The following is a 25,745-nucleotide window of genomic DNA, read 5'->3' as shown; positions in this document are numbered from 1 at the left end:
TTGAGCGGTGAGGGAGGGTCCACTGGACCGTAGACCCTCAGAACCAAGGACGGGGCTCCCCTGCCGCACCATTTGGAGGGCGTACCGTGCACCGCCGGCACAACGGGCTGAAGACCGCCGTACTCCTCGGCGGGCTGTCCGCACTCATCATCCTCATCGGGAGTTTCTTCGGGCGGGGCGGCCTGATCATCGCCGTCCTCGTCGCCCTGGGGACGAACGCGTACGCGTACTGGAACAGCGACAAGCTGGCTCTACGCGCGATGCGCGCCCGCCCCGTCAGCGAGTTCGAAGCCCCGCAGCTCTACCGCATGGTGCGCGAGCTCTCCACGTCCGCGCGCCAGCCCATGCCCCGGCTCTACATCTCGCCGACCGAGGCGCCCAACGCGTTCGCCACCGGCCGCAATCCGCGCAACGCCGCGGTCTGCTGCACCGAGGGGATCCTGCGCATCCTCGACGAGCGCGAGCTGCGCGGGGTGATCGGCCACGAGCTGAGCCACGTCTACAACCGCGACATCCTGATCTCGTCCGTCGCCGGAGCCCTGGCCTCCGTCATCATGTTCCTGGTGAACTTCGCCTGGCTGATCCCGGTCGGCCGGTCCAACGACGACGAGGGGCCCGGCATCCTCGGCATGCTGCTGATCATGATCCTGGGCCCGCTGGCCGCCAGCGTGATCCAGCTGGCCATCAGCCGCTCGCGCGAGTACGAGGCGGACGCGTCCGGCGCCCAGCTCACCGGCGACCCGCTCGCCCTGGCCAGCGCCCTGCGCAAGCTGGACGCAGGCGTCAAGCAGCTCCCGCTGCCCCCCGAGCCCAGGCTGGAGACCGCGAGCCACATGATGATCGCCAACCCGTTCCGCCCGGGCCAGGGCCTTTCTAAAATGTTCTCGACGCACCCCCCGATGGCCGAGCGCATCGCCCGGCTCGAACAGATGGCAGGACGTAGCCGATGAAGACCATCCTCAACATCATTTGGCTCGTCCTCAGCGGCATCTGGCTCTTCCTGGGCTACTGCCTGGCGGGCGTGCTCCTGTGCATCACCATCATCGGCATCCCGTTCGGCATCGCGGCCTTCCGCATCGCCCTGTACGCGCTCTGGCCCTTCGGCTACACGACCGTCGAGCGCCATGACGCGGGCGCGGGATCCTGCGTCGGCAACGTCCTGTGGCTGCTCCTCGCGGGCTGGTGGCTGGCCCTCGGCCACATCGTCACCGGCATCGCCCTGTGCGTGACGATCATCGGCATCCCCTTCGGCATCGCCAACTTCAAGATGGTCCCGCTGTCCCTGCTCCCGCTGGGCCGTGAGATCGTCCCGACCGACGCGCCGTTCGCGTCCCGGTAGGCGGCGCACACGGTGTCGGCTGCGCGCCCGGCCACGACCCTCTCGGTCATCGTGCCGATGTACAACGAGGAAGAGGCCCTTCCCGCCCTGGTGGGCCGTCTTCGGCCGGTGCTCGACGACACCGGCGTCCCGTACGAGGTGCTCGCCGTCGACGACGGGAGCACCGACCGGACCGCCGAACTCCTGGAGAAGTTCCGTACGGACTGGCCCGAGCTCCGCATCGTCCGGCTGCGCGGGAACTCCGGCCACCAGGCCGCCCTGCGCGCCGGACTCCACAGCTCCGTCGGGGCGTACGTGGCCAGCATCGACGCCGACCTCCAGGACCCGCCGGAGAAAATACCGGAGATGCTGGACCTGGCCCGGTCCGAGAACCTCGACATCGTCTACGGCGTCCGCTCCGACCGCAGCACCGACACCGGCTTCAAGCGCCGCACCGCCGGCGCGTACTACTGGCTGATGCGCCGCATGGTCGGCAAGCAGGTGCCCGCGCAGGCCGGGGACTTCCGGCTGCTCAGCCGCGAGGCGGTGGAGGCCCTCAAGTCCCTGCCCGACCAGCACCAGGTCTACCGACTGCTGGTGCCGTGGCTCGGTTTCCCGAGCGGGCAGGTGACGTACCGCCGCGGCGAGCGGGTGGCGGGCGAGACCAAGTACCCGCTGAGCAAGATGATCCGCCTCGCCGTGGACGGCATCACCAACTTCTCGGCCGCGCCGCTGAGGCTGGCGACCTGGCTCGGCGTCATCAGCTTCGTCACCTGCTTCGTGATGATCGCCTGGACGCTGGTGGTCTTCCTGCTCGGCAAGACCGTGCCCGGCTGGAGCTCGCTGTTCGTCGCCATGCTGTTCCTGGGCGGCGTCCAGCTGATCTGCGTGGGGCTGCTCGGCGAGTACATCGGCCGGATCTACACCGCGGTGCAGCGCCGGCCCACGTACTTCATCGGATACGACTCGGCCCGCGACGAAGACATCCGCAAGGGGCCCGGGTCCAGCGGGAACTGACGGGGGCTTCGAGGTGGTCGCCGCAGGTCAGGGCGATTGTCAGTGGTGGGGTTCACGATGGGGGCATGGACGAGACCGAGCAGTTGCTGGAGCAAGTCGCCCGACGCGTACGCGGCTTCGGGCCCGAGGGCGGCACCTTGGTGCCCGGGCCGCTGCCGGCCCCCCTGGACCCGGACGCGGTGCGCCGGGCCGAGGGCATACTCGGCTTCGCCCTGACCCCGCTCCTGGCCGGTCTCTACACCCGGATCGCGGACGGCGGGTTCGGCCCGGAGTACGGACTGCTCCCGCTGGAGGCCGCGGTCAGGCAGTACACCGCGATGCGCGCCTCGGACTGGGGCTGGCCCGAGGGCGTCCTGCCGATCACCGACTACGGCTGCGCCATGCTGGGATGCGTGGACTGCCGCTCCGAGACCGCCCAGGTCCTGCTGTTCGAGCCGAACCCGGGCGATCCCGACCTCGCCTGGTACGCCGACTCGCCCGCGCTGGCCGACTGGCTGCGCGGCTGGCTCGACGGCACGGCCTGGTTCTGCGACGACTCGGAGGGCGCGGATCTGGAAATGGCCCCCTGGGCGGAGTTCAGATCCCGCGTCTGAGCCGGCCGCGGACCCCGTAGGCCACCGCGCCCAGTGCCAGTACCGCCGCCCCCGCGAGGACCGCGGCGGCCGGCAGCGCACAGGCCAGTACGACACAGCCGGACAGCCCGACCGCTGCCACGGCCCGGCCCTTGACACCTGAATCGAGCGTCCACGCCGAAGCGTTCGCGATCGCGTAGTAGGCCAGCACCCCGAAGGACGAGAAGCCGATCGCGCCCCGCAGATCGGTGGTCGCCGCGAGCACCGAGACCACCGCGCCCACGGCGAGCTCCGCATGGTGCGGCACCCGGCGCCGGGAATGTACGGCGGCCAGCGCGCGGGGGAGATGGCCGTCCCGGGCCATCGCCAGGGTGGTCCGCGACACCCCGAGCACCAGGGCCAGCAGCGAGCCCAGCGCCGCCAGGGCCGCCCCGACCCGGACCACGGGGGCCGCTGCGGGCAGCCCGGCCGCCCGTACCGCATCCGCCAGCGGGGCCGGCGAAGCCGCGAGGCCGCCGGCGCCCAGCACCGACAGCGCGGCCACCGTCACCGCGGCGTACACGAGCAGGGCGAGCCCCAGGGCCAGGGGCACCGCCCGGGGGATCGTGCGCTGCGGATCGCGCACCTCCTCGCCCAGGGTGGTGATCCGGGCGTACCCCGCGAAGGCGAAGAACAGCAGCCCGGCCGCCTGCAGCAGCCCGCCGGCGCCGACCCCGGCCGGAGCGCCGAGCCGTCCCGCCTCCGCCGCGCCGGAGGTCAGGCACACCACCACGACCCCGGCCAGCACGGCCAGTACCGCCGCCACGATCACCCGGGCGATCCGGGCGGACTTCTGCACGCCGCCGTAGCTCGCGGCGGTCAGCGCCACCACGGCCGCCACGGCCACGGCGTGCTGCTGCCCGGGCCACACGTACGCCCCCACGGTGAGCGCCATCGCCGCGCAGGAGGCCGTCTTGCCCACGACGAACCCCCAGCCGGCCAGGTATCCCCAGAACGGGCCGAGCCGCTCCCGCCCGTAGACGTAGGTCCCCCCGGAAGCCGGGTACCGGGCGGCCAGCCGCGCCGAGGAGTGCGCGTTGCAGTAGGCGATCAGGGCCGCCACCGCCAGGGCCGCGAGCAGCGCGCCGCCCGCCGGCCCCGCCGCGCCCGCCGCCGGCGCGAGGGCGGCGAAGATGCCCGCCCCGACCATGGCGCCCAGCCCGACGACGACGGCGTCGGCCACCCCCAGCGTGCGCTTGAGTTCGTTGTCCACGCGGCGGAGGGTAGCGGGGCTGGACGACGCCTTCGCGACCGGTCAGGGGGTCCGGTTCCGTTCCCAGCCGTGGAGGGCCGTCAGGCAGGCGTGATCGAGGTGGCGCAGCCCGCTCAGGTCGAGGCGTACGGGGTGTCCGGCCGGCAGGGCGTCCAGCTCGTCGAGCAGCTTCGGCAGCCGCAGGAAGCTGGCGCTCCCCAGCACCTGGACACGGAGCTCCTCGCCTTCCCAGACCTCCTCGATGTGCACCTGGGAGGTCTCCCAGGCCGCCTTGACCACGGCGAGGCCCAGCCCGATCAGCACGCCCTCGAAGAGGTTGGTGGCCACGATCGCGGCGGCCGTCGTCACCAGCACCACCGCCTCGCCCCGGTGCGTCCGCCACAGGCCGGCGACGGCGCGGGCCGGCAGCAGCTTCCATCCGGCGTGCAGCAGCACCCCGGCCAGCGCGGCGAGCGGCACGATCCGCAGCAGCTGGGGGAGCGCGACCGCGAACAGCAGCAGCCAGCCGCCGTGCATCACCCGGGAGGCCCGGGTGCGGGCCCCGGCCTCCACGTTGGCCGCGCTGCGCACGATCACGGCGGTCATCGGGAGCGCCCCGAGCAGCCCGCAGACGGTGTTGCCGACGCCCTGGGCCATGAGCTCGCGGTCGTAGTGGGTCGGCGGCCCGTCGTGCATCCGGTCGACGGCGGCCGCGCTGAACAGGGTCTCGGCGGAGGCGATCAGCGCCAGGGCGATCACGGTGCCCAGGGCCCCGGCGGAGGCCAGCAGCCCGAAGTCCGCCCAGCCCGGCGGGGCGATGGACCCCAGTAGGCCGGTCACGGTCACCTTCTCGACGGGCAGGCCCAGCATCACCGTGGCGGCGGTCGCGGCCGCCACCCCGACCAGGGCGCCCGGCACGATCCGCAGCCGGTCCGGCATCCGGCGCCAGGCCACGAGGATCGCGACGGTCCCCGCCCCGAGCCCCACGGCCGCCCAGTCGGCCTCCGCGGCGAGCGCCGGCACCGCGGCCAGCTTCTCCAGGGTCGCGCCGGGCGCCGGTACGCCGCCCAGGGCGTACAGCTGCCCCGCGATCAGCACCAGCCCGATCCCGGCGAGCATCCCGTGCACGACGGCGACGGAGATCGCCCGGAACCACCGCCCGAGCCGCAGCGCCCCCATGCACAGCTGGAGCACCCCGGCGGCCAGGACCAGGACGCCCAGCGCGCGGGGGCCGTGCGTGTGCACCGCCTCGTAGACGAGCACGGTGAGCCCGGCCGCCGGTCCGCTCACCTGGAGCGAGCTGCCCCGGAACCAGCCGGTGACCAGTCCGCCCACCACCCCGGTCACGATCCCCAGCTCCGCGGGCACGCCGGAGGCGACGGCGACCCCCACGCAGAGCGGCAGTGCGACGAGCGCGACCACGACGGACGCCCCGAAGTCTTCGCGAAACGTTCCGACCCCAGGCATCCGTGACCCTCCCCTGTCCCGCGGCGATGAACACCGCCAGGTTGGCGGGCGCGCGCACGGTTGCCCAAGTGCCCATTGGGGGCTGGTGAGGCGCATGCGCCGCGCACTCCGGGCACATGATCCGCACGCCCCCGGACCCGGAAGCACCCCCCGGAAACAGCCGCGGCCCGCCGGTCCGCGAAGGACCGCCGGGCCGCCGGACGGCAGGTGGGAGACCGCGATCAGCGGTAGTTCACGAACTGGATCGCGAAGTCGAGCTCCTTGCCCTTGAGGAGCGCCTGGACGGCCTGGAGGTCGTCACGGCTCTTGGAGCTGACGCGCAGCTCCTCGCCCTGGACCTGGGCCTTGACGCCCTTGGGGCCCTCGTCCCGGATGATCTTGGCGACCTTCTTGGCGTTCTCCTGGGAGATGCCCTCCTCGATCGAGGCGAAGATCTTGTACTCCTTGCCGGACAGCTGCGGCTCGCCGGCGTCGAGCGCCTTCAGCGAGATCCCGCGCTTGACCAGCTTGGTCTCGAACACGTCGAGGACGGCCTTGACACGCTCCTCGGAGACCGCCTCCATCAGGATCTTGTCGCCCGACCAGGCGATGGTGGCGCCGGTGCCCTTGAAGTCGTAGCGCTGCGAGAGTTCCTTGGCGGCCTGGTTGAGGGCGTTGTCGACCTCCTGCCGCTCGACCTTCGAGACGATGTCGAAACTGGAGTCGGCCATGTGCTGTGGCTCCTTGAAGTCGGCTGTCATTGCCCCGCGGGGCGCGGCCGGACATCCCCGGCCCGCTCGGCAAAGCCTAGCCACCGCGCCCGCCCCCGGTGCTGATCAATCCAGTGGCGAAGCACCCCCGAGCATCAGGTATCGTTTACGTCGTTGCCAGGGAGCGCCGCCGCAAGGCGGAAAAATGGCAGCGATCATGGCGGTGTGCCCGAGTGGCCAAAGGGAGCAGACTGTAAATCTGCCGGCTCAGCCTACCCAGGTTCGAACCCTGGCGCCGCCACGCGATGTGAGACCCCCGTTACTGCGGAAGCGCAGTGGCGGGGGTCTTCTCGTACGACCCCGCAAACGGCGCCCGTATCGTCCGGGTCGCGTGTTCGTTCTCCGGACGTGAACTTCATTTCTGACACGCGCGGGAGGGTCGGCGGCGGCATGCTGCTCGCCCTCCTCGGAGCCGGGATCCCCGCCCTGGTCGGGGCGGCACTGCACAGCCACGTGGGCCAGCCCTACCAGGAGACCACGCTCTATTTCGGCACCGAACGCCCCGGCGGCCGGACCCCCGTCGCGGAGCAGGAGTTCATGGACTTCCTGGACCGGGAGGTCACCCCGGCCTTCCCCGAGGGGCTCACCCTCCTGGACGGGCACGGCCAGTGGCAGCGCGCCGGGCAGGTCATCCACGAGACCTCGTACGAGGTGGTGCTCCTCTACCCGGAGAAGGAGGCCGAGGACCGCAGTGTCCGCATCGAGCGGATCCGGCAGGCCTACCAGGACCAGTACCAGCAGGACTCCGTCGGGCGCTCCGACGACAAGGTGACCGCCGAGTTCTGAGAGCCCGTCACCGCGGGGGAGCCCCCGGCGGCCTCAGTTGCCCGCGACGGCCTTGACGGCCACCGCGACGGGGGTCGATCCCTCGACCAGCTCCAGCGTCAGACCGGCCGTCGCCGGGGTTTCGACCAGCTCCGCCAGCACGGCGGCCACGTCGTCGCGCGCCACCGTCCCGCGGCCCGTCCGCGCCTCCAGCCGCACCCGCCCGCTCCCGGGGTCGTCGGTCAGCGCGCCGGGCCGCAGGACCGTCCACTCCAGGCCCAGCCGGGTCCGTACGTGGTCGTCCGCCTCGCCCTTCGCCCGCAGGTAGAAGTCGAAGACGTCATCGCCCTCGTGGTACGCGTCCGCGCCCATCGAAGAGACCATCAGGAAGCGCCGTACACCCGCCCGTTCGGACGCGTCCGAGAACAGCACCGCCGCGCCCCGGTCCACGGTGTCCTTGCGGGCCACACCGCTGCCGGGGCCCGCGCCGGCCGCGAACACCGCCGCGTACGCGCCCTGCAGGATGCCCGCCACGTGCTCGACCGAGGCGGACTCCAGGTCGCAGAGCACCGGTTCGGCGCCCGCCTCCCGCAGGTCGTCGCCCTGCTCCGGGTCGCGGATGATGCCCGCGACCTCGTACCCGCGCGCGGCGAGCAGTCGCTCCAGCCGCAGCGCGATCCGACCGTGTCCACCCGCGATGACGATGCGCATGTCCCGACCGTACGACGAGCCGGGCGCCGCCGCCCGCGAAACCCTCCGCCGCCGGGCCGGCGGACGGTCAGGGGCCGGGCTCCACGCGGCCCTGGCGGGGCAGGTCCAGGGCCACCGCGACCGCCGAGTCGCAGTACTCCCGTACGGCACTCGTCCGGGCTACCACCCGGCCGCGGTGGATCACGATCCGGCTGTACGCCAGGGACAGCACCCCCGCGATCCGGTCCCCCCGTACGGCCAGCAGCTCGGCCGGGAACCCGGCCTCCACCCGGACCTCCGGCAGGCCCATCGCCTCCCGGGCGGCGCCGCTGACGGACGCGTAGGCCTCCGGGGCCCGCAGCCCGCCCTGGGAGGCCAGCAGGAATGCCGCCTCCAGCGGGTCGCCGCGGCCGACCGGGTTCCCGGCGTCCCGCAGCGCCCCGCTGCCGGCCGCCACCCGGACCCCGGCGGCGCGCAGCAGCCGTACGGGAGCCGTGCGCAGCCCGCGCCGCTCCAGGGCCGCGCAGTCGCCCTGGGGCAGGCAGGTGACCCGCACGCCGGCCGCGGCCAGCTGGTCGGCGGCCCGGTGCGCCACGTCCAGCGGGAGCCGCGACAGCCCGCCGCAGGGGCCGATCGTCACCCCCGGGCGCAGCCCGCCGGCCATCGCGGCGAGCCGGGCCAGCCGGCCGGGATCGTCACCGTCCGTGTGCAGGTCCACGGGGCAGCCGTGCTCGGCGGCGAGTTCCAGGACGGCTTCCAGGAAGCCCGTCGGGTCGGGGTCCAGGTCCGGGCAGCCGCCGATGACGGAGGCGCCCATCTTGACGGCGTCCCGCAGCATGGCGAGCCCGTCGGAGCCGGCCGCGCCGGTGAGGAGGCGGGGCACGGCGACGGTGGTCAGGTCGGTGAGTCCGCGCAGCGAGCGGCGGGCCTGGAGCACGGCCTCCAGGGGGCCGAGGCCGTGCACGTCCCCGATCCGGACGTGGGAGCGCACGGCCGTGGCGCCGTGGCCGAGCTGGAGCAGGGCGGCCTCGGTGGCCCGGCGCTGCACCTCGTCGGTGCCGTACGAGACGGGCCCCTCGCCGTCGGCGGTCAGGGCGGTGTCCCCGTGGGCGTGCGGCTCCGCGGGGGCGGGGAGCAGCAGGTAGCCGCCGAGGTCGACGCGGGCGAGCGCGGGGGAGGGCAGGCTGCCCGCGGTGCCGACGGCCTGGATCCGGCCGCCGCCGAGCCGGACGTCGACCGTACGCCCGTCCGTGAGGCGGGCTCCGCAGAGCAGCAGGGTGGTGGACTCGGCGGCAGCGGCAGCGGCAGCGGCAGCGGCAGCGTTCGCGTCCGCGTTCCCGGGCGGGCGCCGGGGCCCCTGGCCGCCGCCCTCACCACGGCCGCCCGGCGGGAAGGGGGACGGCTGCTGCGGCTGGCTGTCGGACATCGCGCTCCTGCGGTGGCTCGGGCGGTTCCTGGGCCGAGCGGCCGCGGCCCGCGGCCCAAGATCACGCAGCGTGCTCAGAGCCTAGGGCGCGGGGGTCTCCGCTTCGCGGAGGAGCGCAATAGTCGTACCGGTGTGGTGCCCCCGGGCCGCGGCGCCCGTGCCCGCGCCCCGGCCGGGCGCGGACGCCTCCTCGCGCCGGCCGCTTCGTACGGGATCGGCGGGGATCGGCGGGGCCGGAGTGGCTCGTGGGGGCCGCCGGGAATGTGAGCCCGGACACAATCCGCCCCGAAATGGGCCTCGGTGGCACCCGGGACTTGATCGGGAAAGCCGGGACCGCCCCCTCGGAGCCCAGTCCCCGCAAAGGATTTGGGCGATGGGCGGGCAACCGTGTAATGTCTTCATCGCTCGCCCCAATAGCTCAGTCGGTAGAGCGTCTCCATGGTAAGGAGAAGGTCTGCGGTTCGATTCCGCATTGGGGCTCTGGTGAGAGAGGTTCCCCACCCTCGGGTGGGGAGCTGATCACATCAAAGCGGCGTAGCTCAGTCGGTAGAGCAAGCGGCTCATAATCGCTGTGTCACCGGTTCAAGTCCGGTCGCCGCTACCCACAGTAGCCGATTGCGGGGTCGGTCTCCCGATCGGCTACTCTTTTATGCGTTCATCCGTCCCATAGTCCGTCAAGGAGCACTCACGTGGCTGCCACCGACGTCCGCCCGAAGATCACGCTGGCCTGCGTGGAGTGCAAGGAGCGGAACTACATCACCAAGAAGAACCGGCGTAACAACCCGGACCGCATGGAGATGAAGAAGCACTGCCCGCGCTGCAACTCGCACACCGCGCACCGCGAGACCCGCTGACCCCAGCGAAGTCTCGAATACAGGCACCGTCATGAGGTCGTCCCCTTCTTTGGGGGGCGGCCTCGTGTCGTTTCCGTGATCGTCGGTCTGTGATCGTTTTCCTCGTGTGACCGACTTTTTTCCAACAGGAGGTAGGGAGCCATGGCGCTCGACCAGTCCTTCGTGGGGCGGAGCTACCCGCCCACCGATCCGTACGAGGTCGGCCGGGAGAAGATCCGCGAATTCGCGGTGGCGGTGGGGGACGCGAATCCCGTCTACACCGACCCCGATGCCGCCAAGGCGTTCGGTCACCTGGACGTGATCGCCCCGCCGACTTTCGTGTTCGCGATCACATTCGCGGCGGCGGGTCAGGTCGTCGAGGACCCGCAGCTGGGTCTGGACTACAGCCGCGTCGTGCACGGCGACCAGAAGTTCGCGTACTCGCGGCCCGTGCGTGCCGGTGACCGCCTGTCGGTGACCTCCACGATCGAGGCCGTGAAGTCGATGGCGGGCAACGACATCATCGACATCCGCGGCGAGGTCCACGACGAGACCGGCGAGCACGTGGTGACGGCGTGGACGAAGCTCGTCTCCCGCGCCCCCGAGGAGGCCTGAGATGACCGCGCAGATCAAGTACGCCGACGTCGAGGTCGGCACGGAGCTGCCGGCGGGCTCCTTCCCGGTGACGCGCGCCACGCTGGTGCGGTACGCGGGTGCCTCGGGCGACTTCAACCCGATCCACTGGAACGAGAAGTTCGCCAAGGAGGTCGGGCTGCCGGACGTGATCGCGCACGGCATGTTCACGATGGCCGAGGCGATCCGCGTGGTCACCGACTGGGTCGGCGACCCGGGTGCGGTCGTCGAGTACGGGGTCCGCTTCACGAAGCCGGTCGTCGTGCCGAACGACGAGACGGGCGCGCTGGTCGAGGTCACGGCCAAGGTCGCGGCGAAGCTGGACGACCACCGCGTACGCGTGGACCTGACGGCGATGAGCGCGGGCCAGAAGGTCCTGGGCATGTCCCGGGCCGTGGTGGTCCTGGCCTGAGCCCGGCGCCCACACCGGGCCGAGCGCCGGGCGGGACGGGTCCCGCTCGGCGCTCGCTCAGCGCGTGCCGATGCCGTGGGCGGTGCCCTCGGTGACGGCCCGGAGCTTGTCCGGGTTGGCGACGTTGTGGATCGTGGTGATCCGGCCGTCGGCGTCGAAGTCGAAGGTGACCGTGGAGATCACCCGGTCCGGTGCGCTGAACAGCAGGCCCGGGCCGCCGTTGATCTCGATGAGTTCGGCCCTCATGTCGGCGGGGGCGACGCCCTGGTAGGTGACGCTGCCCATGGCGGCGAACCAGGCGGCCACCGTCCGCGCCCCCAGGACCGGCTTCAGGGCCTGGCGGACCTTCCCGCCGCCATCGGTCCACAGGGTCACGTCCGGGGACAGGACCTCCATCAGCGCGTTGACGTCACCGCCGGTCGTGGCGGCGAAGAACCGCTCCGTGACCTCGCGCCGGCGCGACCGGTCGGCGGTGAAGCGCGGCCGCCCCGCCCGGACGTGCTCGCGGGCGCGGTGCGCGGCCTGGCGCACCGCCGCCTCGGAGCGTTCCAGTGCCTCCGCGATCTCGGCGTGGCTGAAGTCGAAGACCTCCTTCAGCACGAACACCGCGCGCTCCAGCGGGCTGAGCGTCTCCAGTACGACGAGCACGGCCATCGACACCGACTCGGCGTCCACGACGGTCTCGGCGGTGTCGCCCGTGGTGAGGATGGGCTCGGGGAGCCACGGTCCGACGTAGGTCTCCCGCTGGTGGCGGGCGGACCGCAGCCGTGCCAGCGCCTCGTTCGACACGATCCGCGCCAGGTACGCCTTGGGGTCGGCCACCTGTGAGCGGTCCGCCGCCGACCACTTGATCCAGGCGTCCTGGACCGCGTCCTCCGCGTCGGCCGCCGTGCCCAGGATCCGGTAGGCCACCGTGAACAGCAGGTTCCGGTGCCGGTGGAACACCTGCTGGTCGAGGTCCGTGGGCGAGGGACCGGTCATCGGACCGCCCCGTTCCGGGTGAAGCGGCCCCCACGCGGCCAGACGGCTCCCGAGGCGGGCATCTTCTTCATGCGGCCGTACGTCGGCCAGGGCGCGGCGCTCACCACCTCTTTGTACCGGGCCGCCGTGCGGCCGGTCAGGTGAATGCGCCGCGGACTGTCGTCGGGCCGGGTGAACTGCACCACCGCGTCGTTCCGGCCCAGGCTCACCGGCGTGTGGTAGTAGCCGAAGCGGAACGGCCGGGGCGCTCTGCCCTTCAGCGTGCGGACGATCGACACCGCGGCGTGCACGCCCGTCGGCATGCCGCCCTGGCAGGTGCCGTGCATGACGCCGTAGCCCTGCCGGATCGCCGCCGCGTCGCCCACCGCGTACACCTCCGGGTGCGATACCGACCGCAGCGCGGCGTCGGTGAGGACGCGGCCGCGCTCGTCGACGGCCAGCCCGGCGGCGGCCGCCAGCGGCGACACCCGCGTACCGCTGGTCCACAGGACCGCGTCGGCGGGGAGGCGCTCGCCCCCGGCCAGCTCGACCGCGCCCGGCAGTACCTCCACCACCTCGACCCCGCTGCGCACGGTCACGCCCAGGCGGCCGAGCGCGGCCCGCAGGTACGCCGCGGCCTTCGGGGTCATGGTGGCGCCGGGTTCGCGCCGGCCCAGCAGGACGACGTCCAGCCCCGGGTGCCGCTCGGCGATCTCCGCGGCCGACTCGATGCCGGTCAGGCCGCTCCCGACGACGACCACCGTCCCGCTGCCGCTGCCGCTGCCGCTGCCGTTGCCCTTCGCGAGCCGGGCCAGGCGGTCGGCCAGCGCCGCCGCGTCCTCGGGGCTGTTCAGGGTGTACGCGTGCTCCTCCACGCCCGCCACCGCCCCGAGGTTGGCCACGCTGCCGAGGCCGTAGACCAGCGTGTCGTAGGGCAGGACCCGGTCGTCGTCGATCCGCACCGTCCTCGCGTCCGCGTCCACCGCCGTCACCCAGCCGCGGACGAACCGCGCGCCCGTCCCCTCCAGTAGCTCCGGGATGCTCAGCTCGGCGAGCTGCTGCCCGGTCGCCGTCATGTGGAGCCGCAGCCGCTCGGTGAACCGTTCCTGGGCGTTCACCAGGGTCACCCGCACGTTCTGGCGCCGCCCGAGCCGGGCTCCGAGCTGGACCGCCGCGGACATGCCCGCGTACCCCGCCCCCAGGACCAGGACGTGGTGGGTGCCGCTCCCGCCGCCCGCTCCGTCCGCGTCCACATCCACGCCCGCGGCCGTGGCCGTGTCCGCGTATGCGTCTTCGTGCCGCGTGTCCTTCGGCTGTGCGTTCATCGCTCTCGCCCTCCTCCACCCGCTGTTGACGACCACCAGATGCGCTCTGCCGCCCCGTTCGTGACATGAGTCCGATGTGACGCGCGACACGGTCGGCGGAGGGCGCCGGGCCAGAGGGCTTGCCAAGTTAGTGATTGAGTACTAACTTCATACGCATGGCAAGGATGAGTGCGGACGAGCGGCGCGAGAGCGTCATCCGTGCGGCGATGCACGAGTTCGCCCGCGGCGGCTATCACGGGACCTCCACCGAGGCGATCGCCAAGCGGGTCGGAGTCTCGCAGCCGTACCTGTTCCGGCTCTTCCCGAACAAGCAGGCCATCTTCCTCGCCGCCGCCGACCGCTGCCTGCGCGAGACCCGCGAGGTGCTCGGCGCGGCGGCCGAGGGCCTGGAGGGCGATGAGGCGACGTACGCCATGGCGAACGCGTACGCCCGGCTCATCACCGAGGATCCGGACAAGCTCCAGATGCAGCTCCAGATGTACGTCACCATCGGCGCCGCCGAAGCGGCCGGCGACCACGAGCTCGGCGAGCTCGTGCGCAACGGCTGGATGGAGCTCTGGGACACCGTCCACCTCCCCCTCGGCGGGGACGTGAACGAGACCACGACCTTCATGGCCTACGGAATGCTGATCAACAACCTGGCCGCCATGGGCTTCCCGCCCGGGCACCGGGTCTGGGAGGGACTGTTCCCCGCCGCCCGGGTCCAGGGGCGAGAGGGCCGGCCGGGGGAGTGAGTCCCCGGCGCACGCCGTCCGCCCCGTGCGGCGCCTTTTCATGGCCGCAAAAGTTAGTCAGTGATAACTAACAACGCTCGTCATCACCTTCAGGGGGAAATCGTGAACTCCACGCACGAAGCCCACGGCGCCGAAGGCACCCGGGACGCCGCACTCCGCGGCCCCGCCGTCTGGGCGCTCGTCCTCACCTCCGTCGCCGGCTTCATGGCCGCCCTCGACAACCTCGTCGTCACCACCGCCCTCCCCGCCATCCGCAAGGACCTCGGCGGTGCGCTGGAGGACCTGGAGTGGACGGTGAACGCCTACACGCTCACCTTCGCCGTCCTCCTCATGTTCGGCGCGGCCCTCGGCGACCGCTTCGGGCGGCGCCGGCTCTTCATGGCCGGCCTCGCGGTGTTCACCGGCGCCTCCGCCGCCGCCGCCCTCTCGCCGGGCATCGACGAGCTCATCGCCGCCCGCGCCGTCCAGGGCGTCGGCGCCGCGATCATGATGCCGCTCACCCTCACCCTGCTCACCGCCGCCGTCCCGGCCGCCCGCCGCGGCATGGCCCTCGGCATCTTCAGCGCCGTCAGCGGCCTCGCCGTCGCCAGCGGCCCCCTCGTCGGCGGCACCCTCACCGAGCACATCTCCTGGCAGTGGATCTTCTGGCTGAACGTCCCGATCGGCCTCGCCCTGATCCCGCTCGCCCGCCTCAAGCTGGCCGAGTCCACCGCCCCGAACGCCCGACTCGACGTCCCGGGAACGCTCCTGATCAGCGGCGGCCTCTTCGGCATCGTCTACGCCCTCGTCAACGCCAACGCCGACGGCTGGACCAGCGCCTCCGTGCTCACCGGCCTGATCGCCGGCGCCGCGCTCGTCGGGGCGTTCGTCGTCCACGGCTTCCGCAACGCGAACCCCATGCTGCCCATGCGCCTCTTCCAGAACCGGGGCTTCCTCGGGATCAACATGGCCAGCCTGCTGATGTACCTGGGCATGTTCGGCTCGGTCTTCCTGCTCAGCCAATTCCTCCAGGGCGTCGCCGGCTACTCGCCCACCCAGGCCGGCGTACGGATGCTCCCCTGGACCGCCATGCCGCTGGTCGTCGCCCCGATCGCGGGCATCCTGTCCGACCGCATCGGCGGCCGTCCCGTCGTCGCCACCGGGCTCGCGTTGCAGGCCCTCGGCCTCGGCTGGTTCGCGATGATCCTGAGCGCCGACGTCTCGTACGCCGCCCAGCTCCCGGCGCTGATCCTCAGCGGCATCGGCATGGGCCTCTACTTCGCCCCCGCGTCCAGCATCCTCATGTCCACCGTGTCCCCCGCCGACCAGGGCAAGGCCTCCGGCGCCAACAACGCGCTGCGCGAGGTGGGCGGAGCCCTCGGCGTCGCGGTCCTGGCCTCGGTCTTCTCCGCCCAGGGCGGCTACGAGTCCCCGCAGGCCTTCACCGACGGGACCGTGCCCGCGCTGTGGATCGGCGCGGCCGGGGTGGCCGTGGCGGCCGCCTTCGCCCTGATGGTCCCGGGCAAGCGCAGCCTCACGACGCCCGCGCCCGTCGCCTCCGGGAACACCGCCGCGAACACCGCCGGAAACGCCGCCGGAAACGGCTCCGGCGCCGGATACGCGGCCTCCGCCAAGGTCTCCGCGACCGGCTGACGGCGACAGCCCCGGCCCCGCCTCCGCCGCCCGCCTCCGCCGCCCGCCCCCCGGGCCCCCGCCCCCCGAGCAGCTCCACCGAAAGGAGCGCACACCATGCCCGACATGCCCTGGTTCACGCCCACCCCGCCCGCTCCCGGCGCCGAGGTCCACGTCATGGCCTCCCGCTTCGAGACCGAGACCCTGCTCGGCGCCGTCAGGTTCTTCCTCAAGGCGCCCGGCATCATCGGCCAGATCCGCAAGGCCCCCGGCGCCCACGGCGTCGCCCTCCGCGCCCGGGTCCTCGGCCGGACCTTCCTGACCCTCTCCGCCTGGGAGGACCCGCAAGCGCTCCACCGCTTCGCCCGCAGCGAGCCGCACCGCTCCAGCTCCCGCGCCGCCGCCGCGTTCATGCGGGAGTCGGCCTTCGCCTACTGGACCGCCCCCGCCTCGGAGCTCCCCATCACCTGGGCCGAAGCCGAGCGCCGACTCTCCGAGGAGGCCGCCCGCCCGGAACGTACGGCGTGACATGCGGCGAGAGGTACGGTCCGTGGCCCCGCAGGGATGCGAGGGGTACGGACCGTACTCTTGTCCACGTGCAGGAACTCCACGACGCCCCCCTCGCCCCCCTGACCACCTTCCGCCTCGGTGGCCCCGCCACCCGTCTGGTCACCGCGACCACCGACGCCGAGGTGGTCGAGGCCGTCCGCGCCGCGGACGAGAGCGGCACCCCGCTCCTCGTCATCGGCGGCGGCAGCAACCTGGTCATCGGCGACCGCGGCTTCGAGGGCACCGCCCTGCGCATCGCGACCACCGGCTTCCACCTGGACGGGACGCGGCTGGAGCTCGCCGCGGGCGAGAACTGGAGCGACGCCGTCGCCCGCAGCGTCGAGGCGGGCCTGGCCGGCATCGAATGCCTCGCCGGGATCCCCGGCTCCGCCGGCGCCACCCCGATCCAGAACGTCGGGGCGTACGGCCAGGAAGTCTGCGACACCATCACCGAGGTCGTCGCGTACGACCGCACCACCGGCGAAACGGTCACCCTCACCGCCGACGAGTGCGCCTTCCGCTACCGCAACAGCACCTTCAAGGACCAGCCCGACCGCTACGTCGTCCTGCGCGTCCGCTTCGCACTGGAGGACGCGGGCGGCCTGTCCGCTCCCATCAAGTACCCCGAGACCGCCCGCGCCCTCGGCGTCGAGGCCGGCGACCGGGTCCCGGCCGCCCAGGCCCGCGAGACCGTACTGCGGCTGCGCGCCGGCAAGGGCATGGTCCTCGACCCCGCCGACCACGACACCTGGTCCGCGGGCTCCTTCTTCCACAACCCGATCCTGACCGACGAGGCGTACGCCGCCTTCCTCACCCGCGTCCAGGACCGGCTCGGGGCCGAGACCGCCCCGCCCGCGTACCCCGCCGGCGAAGGCCGTACGAAGACCAGCGCCGCCTGGCTGATCGACAAGGCCGGCTTCACCAAGGGCTACGGCACCGGACCCGCCCGCATCTCCACCAAGCACACCCTCGCGCTGACCAACCGCGGCGAGGCCACCACCGAGGACCTCCTCGCCCTGGCCCGCGAGGTCGTCGCGGGCGTCCACGCGGCCTTCGGCGTCACCCTGGTCAACGAGCCGGTGACGGTCGGCGTCAGCATCTGAGGAGTCCCGGCCGCCATGCTCTGTCCACTGCACGGGGCCGGTACGGACCCCACCCGCCTGGTGGGACGCACGATCAGCAGGATCGTCGCGTCCTGGCACGTCTGCGAGGGCGAACGCTCCGAGGCACCGCTCGACGTCTGGCTGATCGACAGCGAGGGCGAGTCCACCAGGATCAGCACCGGGTCCGACGGCTGCCTCATCGTCGAATCCGCCGCGCCGCACGAGCCGTACGACATGGGGGAGTGGGGCCGCATCGAGGTCGGCGAGGACCTCGGCGACCACCCCTTCCTGCGCCACCTCGGGGACACGGTGGCGAGCGTGGCCGAGTTCGCGGCGCCGCGGACCGGGCGCACGCAGCTGGAGATCGGCTTCCCCGACGGGGACCGGGTCCGGGCCGACTGCTGGGAAGGCGACCTGCGGCTCACGCGGTGAGCCCCGGTGGCCGGCTCAGGTGGCCAGCCAGTGGTCGATCCCGGCCAGCAGCTTGTCCTGCACGTCATCCGGCGCGGCGCTCCCGCGCACGGACTGCCGGGCCAGCTCGGCGAGCTCCGCGTCCGTGAACGCGTGGTGGCGGCGGGCGATCTCGTACTGCGCCGCCAGCCGGGACCCGAACAGCAGCGGGTCGTCGGCGCCCAGCGCCATCGGCACCCCGGCCTCGAAGAGGGTGCGCAGCGGGACGTCCTCGGGCCGCTCGTAGACCCCGAGGGCGACGTTCGACGCCGGGCAGACCTCGCAGGTGATCTGCCGGTCAGCGAGCCGCTTCAGCAGCCGGGGGTCCTCGGCCGCCCGTACGCCGTGACCGATGCGGGAGGCGTGCAGATCGTCCAGGCAGTCGCGGACGGAGGCGGGACCGGTGAGCTCGCCGCCGTGCGGGGCCGCGAGCAGGCCGCCCTCGCGGGCGATGGCGAAGGCCCGGTCGAAATCGCGGGCCATGCCGCGGCGCTCGTCGTTGGAGAGCCCGAAGCCGACGATGCCGCGGTCGGCGTAGCGGACGGCGAGGCGGGCCAGGGTCCGGGCGTCGAGGGGGTGCTTCATGCGGTTGGCGGCGATCAGGACCCGCATGCCGAGCCCGGTCTCGCGCGAGGCCGCCTCGACGGCGTCCAGGATGATCTCGACGGCCGGGATCATGCCGCCGAGCAGGGGGGCGTAGGAGGTCGGGTCGACCTGGATCTCCAGCCAGCCGCTGCCGTCCCGTACGTCCTCCTCGGCGGCCTCGCGGACCAGCCGGCGGATGTCCTCGGGCTCGCGCAGGCAGGAGCGGGCGGCGTCGTACAGCCGCTGGAAGCGGAACCAGCCGCGCTCGTCGGTGGCGCGGAGCCGGGGCGGCTCGCCCGCCGTCAGGGCGTCGGGGAGGCGCACGCCGTACTTGTCGGCGAGCTCCAGGAGGGTCGAGGGGCGCATCGACCCGGTGAAGTGCAGGTGGAGGTGGGCTTTCGGCAGAAGCGTGAGATCGCGTACGTGCTCCATCCGGTGATCCTGCCGCACCGCTGCGCTCGGCGGGAGGGGGTTTTGCCAATCGGGGGCTTGCTCGAACGCGAGAGCGGGGCCGGTGGCGGGCCCTGCGGGACCGTCCCCCACCCGCCCCGCCCGTTCCCCGGGGGTGCCCCGGACCCCGGAAGCGGTGGGGGCGGTCGTCCGTACGGACGACCGCCCCCACCCGTCTTCACCGTTCCGCGGGCCGCCTCAGGCCTAGGCCTTGGCCTCCGCCAGCAGCTTCTGGATGCGGGACACGCCCTCGACGAGGTCCGCGTCGCCCAGGGCGTACGACAGGCGCAGGTAGCCGGGGGTGCCGAAGGCCTCGCCCGGGACGACCGCGACCTCGGCCTCGTCCAGGATCAGCGCGGCCAGCTCGACGGAGGTCTGCGGGCGCTTGCCGCGGATCTCCTTGCCGAGGAGCTCCTTGACCGACGGGTACGCGTAGAACGCGCCCTCGGGGGTCGGGCAGAACACGCCGTCGATCTCGTTCAGCATCCGCACGATCAGCTGGCGGCGGCGGTCGAAGGCCGTCCGCATCTGGTGGACGGCGTCCAGGTTGCCGGAGACGGCGGCGAGCGCCGCGACCTGGGCCACGTTGGAGACGTTGGAGGTGGCGTGCGACTGCAGGTTGGTCGCGGCCTTGACCACGTCCTTGGGGCCGATGATCCAGCCCACGCGCCAGCCGGTCATCGCGTACGTCTTGGCGACGCCGTTGACGATGATGCACTTGTCGGCGAGCTCGGGGACGATCGCCGGCAGGGAGACGAACTTCGCCTCGCCGTAGACCAGGTGCTCGTAGATCTCGTCGGTCAGGACCCACAGGCCCTTGTCGGCGGCCCAGCGGCCGATGGCCTCGGCATCGGCCTCGGAGTACACGGCGCCGGTCGGGTTCGAGGGGGAGACGAACAGGACGACCTTGGTGCGCTCGGTGCGGGCGGCTTCGAGCTGCTCGACGGAGACGCGGTAGCCGGTGGTCTCGTCGGCGACGACCTCGACCGGGACACCGCCGGCGAGGCGGATCGACTCGGGGTAGGTGGTCCAGTACGGAGCCGGGACGATGACCTCGTCGCCCGGGTCCAGGATCGCCGCGAACGCCTCGTAGATCGCCTGCTTGCCGCCGTTGGTCACCAGGACCTGCGACGCGTCCACCTCGTAACCCGAGTCGCGCAGCGTCTTCGCGGCGATCGCGGTCTTGAGCTCGGGCAGGCCGCCGGCCGGCGTGTAGCGGTGGTACTTCGGGTTGCGGCAGGCCTCGACCGCCGCCTCGACGATGTAGTCGGGGGTCGGGAAGTCGGGCTCGCCGGCGCCGAAGCCGATCACCGGGCGCCCGGCGGCCTTGAGGGCCTTGGCCTTGGCGTCGACGGCGAGGGTGGCGGACTCGGAAATGGCGCCGATGCGGGCGGATACGCGGCGCTCGGCGGAAGGCGTCTCAGAGGTCATGAGGCCAATCGTCCCAGACGCCTCAGAAGCCCCGCACGCCGTTTCAGTCATCGGACGGACCGGTCGGGAATGTGCTCTGTTAGATGTCAGGTCGAGGGCTACGTTCGACGTCAGGTCCAGGAACACGTACACTCACTCGTCGTTGGCCCCTGCCGGTCACTCCAGAGCGCGAGCACTCCGTGCACCCGTCTGGATGCGGTAGGTTGGGGGACGCAACAAAGGGTCGTAGCTCAATTGGTAGAGCACTGGTCTCCAAAACCAGCGGTTGGGGGTTCGAGTCCCTCCGGCCCTGCTTCACACTCCTTCTCGGACGTGTGCGCAGGTACGTACTTCGATGCAACGCCGTGCGGCGCAACCGGGCGCGGCTACGGCCACGACCCGGATTCAGGTGAGAGACGTGACGGACGCCCTGGGCTCCATCGACATGCCTGACGCCGAGGACGACACCCGCGAGAAGAAGGCCCGCAAGGGCGGCAAGCGCGGGAAGAAGGGTCCTCTGGGTCGGCTCGCGCTGTTCTACCGCCAGATCATCGCGGAACTCCGCAAGGTCGTCTGGCCCACGCGCAACCAGCTCACGACGTACACCACCGTGGTGATTGTCTTCGTCGTCATCATGATCGGTCTGGTGACCGTGATTGACTATGGGTTCCAGGAAGCCATCAAGTTCGTCTTCGGCTGATCCCCGCGGAGGGCGGCGCCTTGATGGGTGCCGCCCGTTTTCGCATGTTCGACCACCTTTTGTATCCAGGAAGAAGCAGCCACCGTGTCTGACCCGAACCTGAACGCGAGCCACGACTCCGTCGAGTCCGTCGAGGACGAGCTCGACATCGTCGAGGCGGCAGACGCTGTGGACCCGGACGAGGTCGAGCTTGCCGACGCCGAGGCGGGTGCCGCCGCCGAGGAGGCCGCGCTCCACGTCGAGGACGAGGTCGACGAGACCGCGGACGACGCGCAGGCCGGCGAGGACTCCGACCAGGACGAGGACGCCGCGGTCGAGGACGAGGCCGGCACCGACGAGGACGCGGAGGAGGCCGAGGAGGCCGCCGACGCCGAGCCCGTCGACCCGATCCAGGCCCTGCGCGACGAGCTGCGCCTCCTGCCCGGCGAGTGGTACGTGATCCACACCTACGCGGGCTACGAGAAGCGCGTGAAGGCCAACCTGGAGCAGCGCGCCGTCTCGCTGAACGTCGAGGAGTTCATCTACCAGGCCGAGGTGCCCGAGGAAGAGATCGTCCAGATCAAGAACGGCGAGCGCAAGAACGTCCGGCAGAACAAGCTGCCCGGTTACGTTCTCGTCCGCATGGATCTGACGAACGAGTCCTGGGGCGTCGTCCGCAACACCCCCGGTGTCACCGGCTTCGTGGGCAACGCGTACGACCCGTACCCGCTGACCCTGGACGAGATCGTCAAGATGCTCGCCCCGGAGGCGCAGGAGAAGGCCGCCAAGCAGGCCGCCGAGGACGCCGGTCTGCCGGCCCCCGCGGTCAAGCGCACCATCGAGGTCCTGGACTTCGAGGTCGGCGACTCGGTCACCGTCACCGACGGCCCGTTCGCGACGCTGCAGGCGACCATCAACGAGATCAACCCTGACTCGAAGAAGGTCAAGGGCCTCGTCGAGATCTTCGGTCGCGAGACCCCGGTCGAGCTCAGCTTCGACCAGATCCAGAAGAACTGACGATCTTCTGAGCCAACGCTTCCGGACAGGTCAGATCGCCCCGTGAAGGGCGGTCTGACCTGCTCGGTTTTTAGCCCCGCTCCGATACCCGTTATCGTGGTGCGGTATGCCTCCATCCGGATGACCGGATTGGCGGCGAAAAACTCTCACTAGGACCCGGAGAGAGCAATGCCTCCCAAGAAGAAGAAGGTCACGGGGCTTATCAAGCTCCAGATCAAGGCCGGTGCGGCCAACCCGGCTCCGCCGGTCGGCCCCGCGCTCGGTCAGCACGGCGTCAACATCATGGAGTTCTGCAAGGCCTACAACGCCGCGACCGAGTCGCAGCGTGGCATGGTCGTGCCGGTGGAGATCACGGTCTACGAAGACCGCACCTTCACCTTCATCACCAAGACTCCGCCGGCCGCGCGCCTCATCCTGAAGGCCGCGGGCATCGAGAAGGGCTCCGGCGAGCCCCACAAGACCAAGGTCGCCAAGCTCACCGGCGCCCAGGTCCGCGAGATCGCCGAGCTGAAGATGCCCGACCTCAACGCCAACGACGTCGACGCCGCGATGAAGATCATCGCCGGCACCGCGCGCTCGATGGGCGTCACGGTCGAAGGCTGATCCAGCCACCCCCCAGCACCACCAGTGGTAGGACCAAGCGCTGGTCCGCACCACGACTCCATGCCTGAAGCCGAAATACAGGAGCAGAAGTGAAGCGCAGCAAGACTCTCCGCGCTGCGGACGCCAAGGTCGACCGGGAGAAGCTGTACGCCCCGCTCGAGGCCGTCCGTCTCGCCAAGGAGACCTCCACGACCAAGTTCGACGCCACCGTCGAGGTCGCCTTCCGCCTGGGTGTCGACCCGCGCAAGGCCGACCAGATGGTCCGTGGCACCGTGAACCTCCCGCACGGCACCGGTAAGACCGCCCGGGTCCTGGTCTTCGCGACCGGTGACCGTGCTGCGGCCGCGGAAGCCGCCGGCGCCGACATCGTCGGCGACGACGAGCTGATCAACGAGATCGCCAAGGGCAACCGCCTGAACGAGTTCGACGCGGTTGTCGCCACTCCGGACCTCATGGGCAAGGTCGGCCGCCTCGGCCGCGTGCTCGGTCCCCGTGGCCTGATGCCGAACCCGAAGACCGGCACCGTCACCATGGACGTTGCCAAGGCTGTCACCGAGATCAAGGGTGGCAAGATCGAGTTCCGCGTCGACAAGCACTCGAACCTGCACTTCATCATCGGCAAGGTCTCCTTCACCGATGAGCAGCTGGTCGAGAACTACGGTGCGGCCCTGGACGAGATCCTTCGTCTGAAGCCGTCCGCCGCGAAGGGCCGCTACGTCAAGAAGGCCGCCCTGAGCACCACGATGGGCCCCGGCATCCAGCTGGACTCGAACCGCACCCGGAACCTCCTCGTCGAGGAAGACCCGGCCGCTGTCTGAGCTCCGCTGAGCCCCCGGCTCACCTGAGTGGCTGAAACGGGCCCCTCGCCCCTTTCACAGGGCGGCGAGGGGCCCGTTTTCCGTGTTTCGGGCCACATAACCCGCAACCGGGCGGTAACCGGCGCGCGGGGGCGGGGCGGTGGAACGTAGGGTCGGTGTGAAAACGAACGATCACACAGGGGTGGGGATCTCTATGTCTGCAAACCGTGCCGCGTACCGGAGGAAGGCCGCCGGCGCGACGCTGGCCGCCGTACTGCTCGTGGGCGGGGCCACCGCGTGCGACAACGGCAAGAAGGAAGACTCCGGCAAGGCCGCCGGCGCGGCCTCCGCGCAGCCCTCCGCGCCCGTCGCGGGCGGCTCGGCCACCGAGGCCCTCACCGCGGCCTACAAGAAGACCTCGGCCGCCAAGTCGGCCAAGGTGCGCATGACGATGAAGATGTCCGGCGGGCTCGGCGGCGAGAACATCGAGATGACGGGCGTCCAGGGATGGGACCCGCAGGTCATGGACATCACCATGAAGGGCGGGCTCGGACAGGCCGGCGTCGACTCGATGCGCATGGTCATGTCCAAGGACGTCATGTACATGGAGATGCCGGCCGACTCTCCGATGTCCGCGGGCATGGACGGCAAGCGCTGGATGAAGCTCGACATGAAGGCCGCGGCCGAGGCCTCGGGGGACGCCGAGGTGCTGAAGAAGTTCGGCGGCGCCGGGGGCATGGGCGGCATGAGCGGGATGGACCAGAACCAGGACCCCGCCAAGCAGCTGGCCCTGCTGCTCGCCTCGCCGAACGTGAAGCTCGTCGGCTCCGAGAAGGTCGAGGGCGCCGACGCCCAGCACTACAAGGGCACCCTGACCTTCGAGGAGATGCTCGCCGCGAACGAGGGCTCCAAGGCGCTGCCCGAGGCCGATCGCGCGAAGCTCACCGAAGCCATGAAGAAGGCCGGCATCAAGGGCTACGACATGGACGTCTGGGTGAACAAGGACGGCTACCCGGCCCGCATGAAGGTCGCCATCGGCACGCCCCAGGGCTCGCTCGACCTGGACGCCTCGTACTCCGACTACGCCACGACGGCGACCGTCCAGACCCCGCCGGAGAACGAGACCCTCGACCTCTTCGCGATGCTCAAGGACCTCGGCGCCGGCGCCGACGCATCAGGCACCTGAGCCCGCCCGCTCGCGGGGCCTCTCGTAACACCAGAACCACCAGAACCACCAGAACCACCCATGGGGGAACACCGATGAACACGGCCGTACTGACCCGGGCCGGGATCGCGGCGGCGGGGGCCGCACTGCTCGTGGGCGGGCTCACTGCGTGCGGGACCGGCAAGGCCGACGGCAAGGGCGACGCCAAGACCGCCGGGGCCGCCAAGGCCGAGACGCCGGCTGAGGCGGTGAAGGCGTCCTACGCGAAGACGGTGGCCGCCAAGTTCGCCACGTACGGGATGACCATCACCTCGGGCAGCGGCAAGGCCGAACAGCTCTCGGGCACGAAGGGCTGGTACCCGTCGACCACCGCCATCGACGACAAGGGGGACGGCGCCAACCAGGTCATGATCGGCGACGTCGTCTACACCCACTCGGACAAGCCCCTGGAGGGCAAGTCCTGGATGAAGATGAACCTGAACAAGGACGGCAAGCCCCGCTCCCGGTTCAACGACGACCCGGCCGACTACCTCGCCGTGCTCCTGGGCCAGCAGAAGGTGACGCTGGTCGGCACCGAACAGATCGACGGCGGGGAGGCCCGGCACTTCAAGGCCGCCCTCACCAACGCCGACCTGCTCGCCGCGGACGAGTCCACCAAGGTGATGGAGGCGGCGAACCGGCAGTACCTCCACGAGGCGCTCAAGGAGTACACCTCCCTCGACGTGGACCTGTGGATCGGCAAGGACGGTTACCCCGTCCGCGTCGACTCGGCGCAGGGCACCAAGGACGGCACGACGAAGGTCTCGGCGAAGTTCTCCGGCTACGGCACGACCGCTCCGGTCAGCGCGCCGCCCGCGGACCAGGTGGCCGACTTCGACGACGTGATGAAGGGCATCGACGACAAGCTCAAGGGCGTCGACGACACCCTGAAGGAGGCCGACAAGACCCTGAAGGACGCGGGTCTGGGCGGTCTGGGCGGCTCCTGAGTCCTCGGGGGCCGCCCGGGTTTCCTGGCGGCTCCCCGGGGTGGTCCTGAGGCGATTTGCCTCGGGTCGGCCGGTTCACGTACTCTTCCGGAGAAGCCAAAGACCGCTGGTCGTTGTCGTGCCCGTGAGGGTGCGGCGGCCGAAGGATCCGCCAATTGCGGACGTCCTGCGCAGGTGACCTTGGATTGTTCCCGGAATTCCGTTCCGG

Annotated in this window: 28 protein-coding genes and 4 tRNA genes; 23 read left to right on the top strand and 9 right to left on the bottom strand. The window is 71.5% G+C overall.

The genetic code is table 11. The features are described from left to right. Positions 1-86 precede the first annotated feature (86 nt). The 4 genes from htpX to CP980_RS14085 all read left to right on the top strand — a co-directional run bounded on the left by htpX (position 87) and on the right by CP980_RS14085 (position 2,928). Positions 87-950, top strand: coding sequence for a zinc metalloprotease HtpX (htpX, locus tag CP980_RS14100; RefSeq protein WP_030870104.1), 864 nt, complete (start codon positions 87-89; stop codon positions 948-950). After that, positions 947-1,339, top strand: coding sequence for a YccF domain-containing protein (locus tag CP980_RS14095; RefSeq protein ID WP_132759719.1), 393 nt, complete (start codon positions 947-949; stop codon positions 1,337-1,339). The genes htpX and CP980_RS14095 overlap by 4 nt, the downstream gene beginning before the upstream one ends. A gap of 12 nt (positions 1,340-1,351) precedes the next feature. Further along, positions 1,352-2,335, top strand: coding sequence for a glycosyltransferase family 2 protein (locus tag CP980_RS14090; RefSeq protein WP_268257433.1), 984 nt, complete (start codon positions 1,352-1,354; stop codon positions 2,333-2,335). A 65-nt stretch (positions 2,336-2,400) separates the two neighbouring features. Next, on the top strand, positions 2,401-2,928 hold the full coding sequence (locus CP980_RS14085; RefSeq protein WP_132759720.1) for an SMI1/KNR4 family protein: 528 nt from the start codon (positions 2,401-2,403) through the stop codon (positions 2,926-2,928). Here the strand turns inward: CP980_RS14085 and CP980_RS14080 are convergent. The 3 genes from CP980_RS14080 to CP980_RS14070 form a co-directional block, all read right to left on the bottom strand. Next, the gene (locus CP980_RS14080) at positions 2,912-4,159 is read right to left on the bottom strand and encodes an APC family permease (protein ID WP_150528293.1); all 1,248 of its coding nucleotides are present in this window, start codon (positions 4,157-4,159) and stop codon (positions 2,912-2,914) included. The two genes, CP980_RS14085 and CP980_RS14080, sit on opposite strands and share 17 nt — an antisense overlap. Before the next feature lie 42 nt (positions 4,160-4,201). Further along, on the bottom strand, positions 4,202-5,605 hold the full coding sequence (locus tag CP980_RS14075; RefSeq protein ID WP_150528292.1) for a SulP family inorganic anion transporter: 1,404 nt from the start codon (positions 5,603-5,605) through the stop codon (positions 4,202-4,204). Positions 5,606-5,826: 221 nt separating this feature from the next. Beyond that, positions 5,827-6,315, bottom strand: coding sequence for a YajQ family cyclic di-GMP-binding protein (locus CP980_RS14070; protein ID WP_007265868.1), 489 nt, complete (start codon positions 6,313-6,315; stop codon positions 5,827-5,829). Positions 6,316-6,513: 198 nt separating this feature from the next. Here CP980_RS14070 and CP980_RS14065 point away from each other — a divergent pair. After that, positions 6,514-6,595, top strand: a tRNA-Tyr gene (locus CP980_RS14065). 107 nt (positions 6,596-6,702) lie between these two features. Continuing rightward, the gene (locus CP980_RS14060; RefSeq protein WP_132759723.1) at positions 6,703-7,140 is read left to right on the top strand and encodes a DUF3574 domain-containing protein; all 438 of its coding nucleotides are present in this window, start codon (positions 6,703-6,705) and stop codon (positions 7,138-7,140) included. 33 nt (positions 7,141-7,173) lie between these two features. Here CP980_RS14060 and CP980_RS14055 read toward each other — a convergent pair whose 3' ends face one another. Both CP980_RS14055 and CP980_RS14050 read right to left on the bottom strand, forming a co-directional pair. Further along, positions 7,174-7,830 (bottom strand): SDR family oxidoreductase, encoded by a 657-nt coding sequence (locus CP980_RS14055; RefSeq protein WP_150528291.1) that lies wholly within the window; start codon positions 7,828-7,830, stop codon positions 7,174-7,176. 67 nt (positions 7,831-7,897) lie between these two features. Continuing rightward, the gene (locus CP980_RS14050; protein WP_189998906.1) at positions 7,898-9,235 is read right to left on the bottom strand and encodes an amidohydrolase family protein; all 1,338 of its coding nucleotides are present in this window, start codon (positions 9,233-9,235) and stop codon (positions 7,898-7,900) included. Positions 9,236-9,642: 407 nt separating this feature from the next. Here CP980_RS14050 and CP980_RS14045 point away from each other — a divergent pair. The 5 genes from CP980_RS14045 to CP980_RS14025 all read left to right on the top strand — a co-directional run bounded on the left by CP980_RS14045 (position 9,643) and on the right by CP980_RS14025 (position 11,113). After that, positions 9,643-9,715, top strand: a tRNA-Thr gene (locus CP980_RS14045). A 48-nt stretch (positions 9,716-9,763) separates the two neighbouring features. Beyond that, a tRNA-Met gene (locus tag CP980_RS14040) sits at positions 9,764-9,836 on the top strand. 88 nt (positions 9,837-9,924) lie between these two features. Continuing rightward, a complete protein-coding gene (rpmG, locus tag CP980_RS14035) occupies positions 9,925-10,089 on the top strand; it encodes a 50S ribosomal protein L33 (RefSeq protein ID WP_007265873.1) in 165 nt (54 codons plus the stop codon). Positions 10,090-10,230: 141 nt separating this feature from the next. Next, positions 10,231-10,683: a MaoC family dehydratase N-terminal domain-containing protein gene (locus CP980_RS14030; RefSeq protein WP_030870124.1), complete on the top strand. Its 453-nt coding sequence runs from the start codon at positions 10,231-10,233 to the stop codon at positions 10,681-10,683. A gap of 1 nt (position 10,684) precedes the next feature. After that, positions 10,685-11,113 (top strand): MaoC family dehydratase, encoded by a 429-nt coding sequence (locus tag CP980_RS14025; protein WP_150528290.1) that lies wholly within the window; start codon positions 10,685-10,687, stop codon positions 11,111-11,113. Between the two features lie 57 nt (positions 11,114-11,170). Here the strand turns inward: CP980_RS14025 and CP980_RS14020 are convergent, their stop codons facing one another. Further along, on the bottom strand, positions 11,171-12,094 hold the full coding sequence (locus tag CP980_RS14020) for an RNA polymerase sigma-70 factor (RefSeq protein ID WP_150528289.1): 924 nt from the start codon (positions 12,092-12,094) through the stop codon (positions 11,171-11,173). Further along, positions 12,091-13,398: an NAD(P)/FAD-dependent oxidoreductase gene (locus CP980_RS14015; protein ID WP_150528288.1), complete on the bottom strand. Its 1,308-nt coding sequence runs from the start codon at positions 13,396-13,398 to the stop codon at positions 12,091-12,093. Before CP980_RS14015 ends, CP980_RS14020 begins: the two co-directional genes overlap by 4 nt. Before the next feature lie 155 nt (positions 13,399-13,553). On the opposite strand from CP980_RS14015, the gene CP980_RS14010 reads away from it, so the two are divergent. The 5 genes from CP980_RS14010 to CP980_RS13990 all read left to right on the top strand — a co-directional run bounded on the left by CP980_RS14010 (position 13,554) and on the right by CP980_RS13990 (position 17,827). Further along, entirely contained in the window at positions 13,554-14,132 is a 579-nt protein-coding gene (locus CP980_RS14010; RefSeq protein ID WP_132759729.1) for a TetR/AcrR family transcriptional regulator, read from the top strand. Positions 14,133-14,234: 102 nt separating this feature from the next. Further along, positions 14,235-15,764 carry a DHA2 family efflux MFS transporter permease subunit gene (locus tag CP980_RS14005; RefSeq protein WP_229907156.1) on the top strand — a complete coding sequence of 510 codons (1,530 nt, stop codon included), beginning with the start codon at positions 14,235-14,237 and terminating at the stop codon, positions 15,762-15,764. Positions 15,765-15,860: 96 nt separating this feature from the next. After that, the gene (locus CP980_RS14000; protein WP_099889958.1) at positions 15,861-16,271 is read left to right on the top strand and encodes a DUF3291 domain-containing protein; all 411 of its coding nucleotides are present in this window, start codon (positions 15,861-15,863) and stop codon (positions 16,269-16,271) included. Further along, positions 16,268-17,395, top strand: a complete 1,128-nt coding sequence (locus CP980_RS13995; protein WP_268257434.1) for a UDP-N-acetylmuramate dehydrogenase — start codon at positions 16,268-16,270, stop codon at positions 17,393-17,395. The genes CP980_RS14000 and CP980_RS13995 overlap by 4 nt, the downstream gene beginning before the upstream one ends. Before the next feature lie 15 nt (positions 17,396-17,410). Next, a complete protein-coding gene (locus tag CP980_RS13990) occupies positions 17,411-17,827 on the top strand; it encodes a hypothetical protein (protein WP_099889956.1) in 417 nt (138 codons plus the stop codon). 15 nt (positions 17,828-17,842) lie between these two features. On the opposite strand, the gene CP980_RS13985 is transcribed toward CP980_RS13990, so the two are convergent. Together CP980_RS13985 and CP980_RS13980 are read right to left on the bottom strand one after the other, a co-directional pair. Continuing rightward, positions 17,843-18,862, bottom strand: a complete 1,020-nt coding sequence (locus tag CP980_RS13985) for an adenosine deaminase (protein ID WP_099889955.1) — start codon at positions 18,860-18,862, stop codon at positions 17,843-17,845. Positions 18,863-19,084: 222 nt separating this feature from the next. Continuing rightward, complete coding sequence (locus CP980_RS13980) at positions 19,085-20,311, bottom strand: pyridoxal phosphate-dependent aminotransferase (RefSeq protein WP_150528287.1); 1,227 nt, start codon at positions 20,309-20,311, stop codon at positions 19,085-19,087. 219 nt (positions 20,312-20,530) lie between these two features. Here CP980_RS13980 and CP980_RS13975 point away from each other — a divergent pair. The 7 genes from CP980_RS13975 to CP980_RS13945 all read left to right on the top strand — a co-directional run bounded on the left by CP980_RS13975 (position 20,531) and on the right by CP980_RS13945 (position 25,537). Further along, a tRNA-Trp gene (locus CP980_RS13975) sits at positions 20,531-20,603 on the top strand. A 105-nt stretch (positions 20,604-20,708) separates the two neighbouring features. Beyond that, on the top strand, positions 20,709-20,990 hold the full coding sequence (gene secE, locus CP980_RS13970; protein WP_030154653.1) for a preprotein translocase subunit SecE: 282 nt from the start codon (positions 20,709-20,711) through the stop codon (positions 20,988-20,990). An 84-nt stretch (positions 20,991-21,074) separates the two neighbouring features. After that, positions 21,075-21,986, top strand: a complete 912-nt coding sequence (gene nusG, locus CP980_RS13965) for a transcription termination/antitermination protein NusG (RefSeq protein ID WP_150528286.1) — start codon at positions 21,075-21,077, stop codon at positions 21,984-21,986. Between the two features lie 168 nt (positions 21,987-22,154). Further along, positions 22,155-22,589: a 50S ribosomal protein L11 gene (rplK, locus tag CP980_RS13960; RefSeq protein ID WP_030154660.1), complete on the top strand. Its 435-nt coding sequence runs from the start codon at positions 22,155-22,157 to the stop codon at positions 22,587-22,589. 89 nt (positions 22,590-22,678) lie between these two features. Next, entirely contained in the window at positions 22,679-23,407 is a 729-nt protein-coding gene (gene rplA / locus CP980_RS13955) for a 50S ribosomal protein L1 (RefSeq protein WP_030154662.1), read from the top strand. A gap of 193 nt (positions 23,408-23,600) precedes the next feature. Further along, complete coding sequence (locus CP980_RS13950; RefSeq protein WP_150528285.1) at positions 23,601-24,572, top strand: SCO4651 family lipoprotein; 972 nt, start codon at positions 23,601-23,603, stop codon at positions 24,570-24,572. A 74-nt stretch (positions 24,573-24,646) separates the two neighbouring features. Continuing rightward, positions 24,647-25,537, top strand: coding sequence for an SCO4651 family lipoprotein (locus CP980_RS13945; protein WP_150528284.1), 891 nt, complete (start codon positions 24,647-24,649; stop codon positions 25,535-25,537). Positions 25,538-25,745: the final 208 nt, after the last annotated feature.

Source organism: Streptomyces vinaceus (genome assembly GCF_008704935.1).
GTDB classification, from domain to species: Bacteria; Actinomycetota; Actinomycetes; order Streptomycetales; family Streptomycetaceae; genus Streptomyces; species Streptomyces vinaceus.
The sequence above is the reverse complement of the archived record's forward strand: the minus strand, read 5'-3'. Positions and strand labels throughout refer to the sequence as shown.

Excerpts from the sequence above, each read along its gene's own strand:
- CP980_RS14095 (WP_132759719.1), top strand. The coding sequence starts at position 947 with ATGAAGACCATCCTCAACATCATTTGGCTCGTCCTCAGCGGCATCTGG.
- CP980_RS13990 (WP_099889956.1), top strand. The coding sequence starts at position 17,411 with ATGCTCTGTCCACTGCACGGGGCCGGTACGGACCCCACCCGCCTGGTG.
- CP980_RS14020 (WP_150528289.1), bottom strand. The coding sequence starts at position 12,094 with ATGACCGGTCCCTCGCCCACGGACCTCGACCAGCAGGTGTTCCACCGG.
- CP980_RS13950 (WP_150528285.1), top strand. The coding sequence starts at position 23,601 with ATGTCTGCAAACCGTGCCGCGTACCGGAGGAAGGCCGCCGGCGCGACG.
- CP980_RS14010 (WP_132759729.1), top strand. The coding sequence starts at position 13,554 with ATGGCAAGGATGAGTGCGGACGAGCGGCGCGAGAGCGTCATCCGTGCG.
- CP980_RS14085 (WP_132759720.1), top strand. The coding sequence starts at position 2,401 with ATGGACGAGACCGAGCAGTTGCTGGAGCAAGTCGCCCGACGCGTACGC.
- CP980_RS13945 (WP_150528284.1), top strand. The coding sequence starts at position 24,647 with ATGAACACGGCCGTACTGACCCGGGCCGGGATCGCGGCGGCGGGGGCC.
- CP980_RS14025 (WP_150528290.1), top strand. The coding sequence starts at position 10,685 with ATGACCGCGCAGATCAAGTACGCCGACGTCGAGGTCGGCACGGAGCTG.
- CP980_RS14070 (WP_007265868.1), bottom strand. The coding sequence starts at position 6,315 with ATGGCCGACTCCAGTTTCGACATCGTCTCGAAGGTCGAGCGGCAGGAG.
- CP980_RS13980 (WP_150528287.1), bottom strand. The coding sequence starts at position 20,311 with ATGACCTCTGAGACGCCTTCCGCCGAGCGCCGCGTATCCGCCCGCATC.
- CP980_RS13985 (WP_099889955.1), bottom strand. The coding sequence starts at position 18,862 with ATGGAGCACGTACGCGATCTCACGCTTCTGCCGAAAGCCCACCTCCAC.
- CP980_RS14015 (WP_150528288.1), bottom strand. The coding sequence starts at position 13,398 with ATGAACGCACAGCCGAAGGACACGCGGCACGAAGACGCATACGCGGAC.
- CP980_RS14000 (WP_099889958.1), top strand. The coding sequence starts at position 15,861 with ATGCCCGACATGCCCTGGTTCACGCCCACCCCGCCCGCTCCCGGCGCC.
- CP980_RS14075 (WP_150528292.1), bottom strand. The coding sequence starts at position 5,605 with ATGCCTGGGGTCGGAACGTTTCGCGAAGACTTCGGGGCGTCCGTCGTG.
- CP980_RS14055 (WP_150528291.1), bottom strand. The coding sequence starts at position 7,830 with ATGCGCATCGTCATCGCGGGTGGACACGGTCGGATCGCGCTGCGGCTG.
- CP980_RS14050 (WP_189998906.1), bottom strand. The coding sequence starts at position 9,235 with ATGTCCGACAGCCAGCCGCAGCAGCCGTCCCCCTTCCCGCCGGGCGGC.
- CP980_RS14030 (WP_030870124.1), top strand. The coding sequence starts at position 10,231 with ATGGCGCTCGACCAGTCCTTCGTGGGGCGGAGCTACCCGCCCACCGAT.
- rplK (WP_030154660.1), top strand. The coding sequence starts at position 22,155 with ATGCCTCCCAAGAAGAAGAAGGTCACGGGGCTTATCAAGCTCCAGATC.